This is a genomic window from Streptomyces sp. IBSBF 3136 (assembly GCF_036815105.1).
In the GTDB taxonomy this organism is placed as follows: Bacteria; Actinomycetota; Actinomycetes; order Streptomycetales; family Streptomycetaceae; genus Streptomyces.
The window spans coordinates 1-3,103 of record NZ_JAJSZC010000407.1; the positions used below are offsets into that span (position 1 = coordinate 1).

Genomic DNA, 3,103 nt, shown 5'->3' on the forward strand with positions numbered 1-3,103 from the left:
GACTGGTGGGGAGGGGCGGGTGCCGGCGCCGGGCGACTGGTGGCCGGTGAGTGGGGAGAGGGGGCGTGGTGATCGACGGACCGTTCTTCGTGCTGGTGGTGCTGGGTGCGCTGGGGGCCGGGCTGGTGGCCGGGGTGTTCTGTGGTTTCTCGACCTTTGTGATGCGGGGGCTGGCCGCTCTGCCGCCCGCGCAGGCGGTGGCCGCCATGAACGCGATCAACAGGGCGGCGTTGCGGCCGGCCTTCATGCTGTTGTTCATCGGTTCGGCGGTGCTGTGTGTGATCGTCGCGGTGGTGACGGTCGTGGTGTGGCCGGTGGCGGGGAAGGTGGAGTTGCTGCTGGGCAGTGTCCTGTTCCTGTTCGGGTCCTTCTGGCCGACCGCGGTCGCGAACGTGCCCCGTAACGAGAGGCTGGCGGGCTTGGTGCCGGGCAGTTCGGAGGCGGCCGCGTACTGGCCGGTGTATGTGCGCGAGTGGACGTTCTGGAACCACGTCCGCACGGTGGCCGCCGCCGGGTCCGCGCTGTTGTACGTGCTGGCGCCGGCCTGAGTCCGGCCGGGGAGGCAGGCGCTGTCGGCCACTCTGCGCGGGCTACGGGTGGGACGTATCGTGGCCGGAGGGGTGCCGCCCGATGACGCACGGCCCGTCGTACACCGAGTGCCTCCCGGTACGCGTACGCGAGGAAGACGACCATGGCCGATCCCAAGGGGTTCATGAACACGCCGCGCCAGGAGTGGCCGCGGCGGCCCGTCGAGGAACGGGTCCGGGACTGGGCCGAGGTCTACGTTCCGGGGGCGCTGCTGCCGATCATCAGCAAGCAGGCGGATCGCTGCATGGACTGCGGTATCCCGTTCTGCCATCAGGCCTGTCCGCTGGGCAATCTGATCCCGGAGTGGAACGACCTGGTCTCCCGTGAGGACTGGCGGGCGGCGAGCGACCGGCTGCACGCGACGAACAACTTTCCGGAGTTCACCGGGCGGCTGTGTCCGGCGCCGTGTGAGGCGGGGTGTGTGCTGGCGATCAACCAGCCGGCCGTGACCATCAAGAATGTCGAGTGTGCGATCGCCGACCGGGCGTGGGAGGAGGGTTTCACACCGCCGCGGCCTCCGGACCGGCTGTCGGGGAAGACCGTCGCGGTGATCGGGTCGGGGCCGACCGGGCTGGCGGCGGCGCAGCAGCTGACGCGGGCGGGGCACACCGTCGCGGTGTACGAGCGGGACGACCGGATCGGGGGGCTGATGCGGTACGGCATCCCGGGTTTCAAGATGGAGAAGCACCATCTGGAGCGGCGGATCGAGCAGATGCGGGCGGAGGGCACGAGGTTCCGTACGTCGACGGCGGTGGGGCGGGATGTGCCCGCGGGTGATCTGCGGGCACGGTATGACGCGGTGGTGCTGGCGACGGGGGCGACGGCGTGGCGGGAGCTGGCGGTGCCGGGGCGGGAGCTGGCCGGGATCCATCAGGCGATGGAGTACCTGCCGCTGGCGAATCGGGTGTGCGAGGGGGATCTGGAGGTGTCGCCGCTGTCGGCGGCCGGTAGGCACGTGGTGATCGTGGGTGGTGGGGACACGGGGGCGGACTGTCTGGGGACGGCGGTGCGTGAGGGGGCCGCGTCGGTGACTCAGCTGGACATCTACGCGCAGCCGGGTGGTGAGCGTGACGAGGACAGCGAGCCGTGGCCGACGTATCCGAAGATCTACCGGTTGTCCGCCGCGCACGAGGAGGCGCGGGATCTGCGGACGGCGCCGGCGGCGGACGCGGACGCGCGGTTGTTCGCGGCGTCCACGCTCCGGTTCGCGGGTGATGACGGTGGGCATGTGCGGTCGCTGCATCTGGTGGAGGTGGACGAGCGGCGGCAGCCGGTGGCGGGCACGGACCGTACGCTGCCCGCCGATCTGGTGCTGCTGGCGCTCGGTTTCTCGGGGCCGGACCGGGAGGACGGGCTGGTCGACCAGTTGGGGCTGGAGATGCGGCCGCGCGGCACGATCGCCCGGGACGGCGACTTCGCGACGAACGTTCCCGGTGTGTTCGCGGCCGGGGACGCGGCGCGTGGGCAGTCGCTGATCGTGTGGGCGATCGCGGAGGGGCGGGCGGTGGCGGCGGCGGTGGACCGCTTCCTGACGGGTGGTTCGCAGCTGCCGGCACCGATCTCGCCGTTCGACCGCCCGATGGTCGTGTAGCGAGAGGGGCCCGGGGCGGCGGCCCGGGTGGTGCCGGGCGCGTGGGGGTGGTCTGTCAGCGGCGGCGTTCGTCCGTGCCTGCCACTTTGCCGGTGGCGAGGGCCACGCGGTTCCAGGTGTTGATCGTGAGGATCAGGGCGAGGACGTGTGCCAGTTCCGTCTCGTCGAAGTGGGCCGCGGCCTGAGCGTAGACGTCGTCGGGGACTCCGGCGTCGGCTATCCGGGTGACCGCTTCGGTGAGGGCGAGGGCCGCCTGCTCCTTGGGGGTGAAGAAGTGCCGGGCTTCGCGCCAGACGGCGATCATGTGCAGCCGGTCCTCGCTCTCGCCCGCGCGGCGGGCGTCGCCGGTGTGCATGTGGAGGCAGTAGGCGCAGTGGTTGAGGTGGGAGGCGCGGATCTGGATCAGTTCGACGAGGGCCGGGTCGAGGCCCTCGCGTGCGGCGGCGTCGAAGCCGATGAGGGCGCGGAATGCCTTGGGGGCCGTCTTGCCGAAGTCCAGGCGGGTGCGTGTGTCCTGGGCCGCGGCGGTGGTCCCGGCGGTGCCGGTCGCGGTGGCCGTTGCGCTGGTGTCCGCGGTGATCGCGTTCGTCGTCATGTGCTTCAACCTATGGGCTGGATAGACCCGTTGTAGGGTGCATTTCCGTGGTGGAATCGTGGGTCAATTCGGCTGAGCGGATCGGTGTCGATCTGCATCTGGAGCTGTCGGGGCCGGGCGGGCGGCGGGCGGCGCTGATCCGCGCGTTGCGGGAGGCCGTGCGCGGCGGGCGGCTGGCGCCGGGGACGAGGCTGCCGCCGTACCGTTCGCTGGCCGCCGATCTGGGCGTGGCCCGTAACACCGTCGCGGACGCGTACGCGGAGTTGGTGGCGGAGGGCTGGCTGACCGCGCGGCAGGGTTCGGGGACGCGGGTGGCGGCGGGGGTGACT

At 71.7% G+C, this 3,103-nt stretch carries 4 protein-coding genes; 3 read left to right on the plus strand and 1 reads right to left on the minus strand.

Going from position 1 to position 3,103, the window contains the following annotated elements:
- Positions 1-68 precede the first annotated feature (68 nt).
- Both V7E45_RS39565 and V7E45_RS39570 read left to right on the plus strand, forming a co-directional pair.
- Entirely contained in the window at positions 69-548 is a 480-nt protein-coding gene (locus V7E45_RS39565) for an anthrone oxygenase family protein (RefSeq protein WP_333779134.1), read from the plus strand.
- Between the two features lie 143 nt (positions 549-691).
- Positions 692-2,179 carry a glutamate synthase subunit beta gene (locus V7E45_RS39570; RefSeq protein WP_333779131.1) on the plus strand — a complete coding sequence of 496 codons (1,488 nt, stop codon included), beginning with the start codon at positions 692-694 and terminating at the stop codon, positions 2,177-2,179.
- Positions 2,180-2,234: 55 nt separating this feature from the next.
- Here the strand turns inward: V7E45_RS39570 and V7E45_RS39575 are convergent, their stop codons facing one another.
- Positions 2,235-2,774 carry a carboxymuconolactone decarboxylase family protein gene (locus V7E45_RS39575; RefSeq protein WP_333779132.1) on the minus strand — a complete coding sequence of 180 codons (540 nt, stop codon included), beginning with the start codon at positions 2,772-2,774 and terminating at the stop codon, positions 2,235-2,237.
- A 47-nt stretch (positions 2,775-2,821) separates the two neighbouring features.
- Here V7E45_RS39575 and V7E45_RS39580 point away from each other — a divergent pair.
- The coding region (locus V7E45_RS39580; protein WP_333779133.1) for a winged helix-turn-helix domain-containing protein at positions 2,822-3,103 on the plus strand (282 nt) is incomplete at its 3' end.

Excerpts from the sequence above, each read along its gene's own strand:
- V7E45_RS39570 (WP_333779131.1), top strand. The coding sequence starts at position 692 with ATGGCCGATCCCAAGGGGTTCATGAACACGCCGCGCCAGGAGTGGCCG.
- V7E45_RS39575 (WP_333779132.1), bottom strand. The coding sequence starts at position 2,774 with ATGACGACGAACGCGATCACCGCGGACACCAGCGCAACGGCCACCGCG.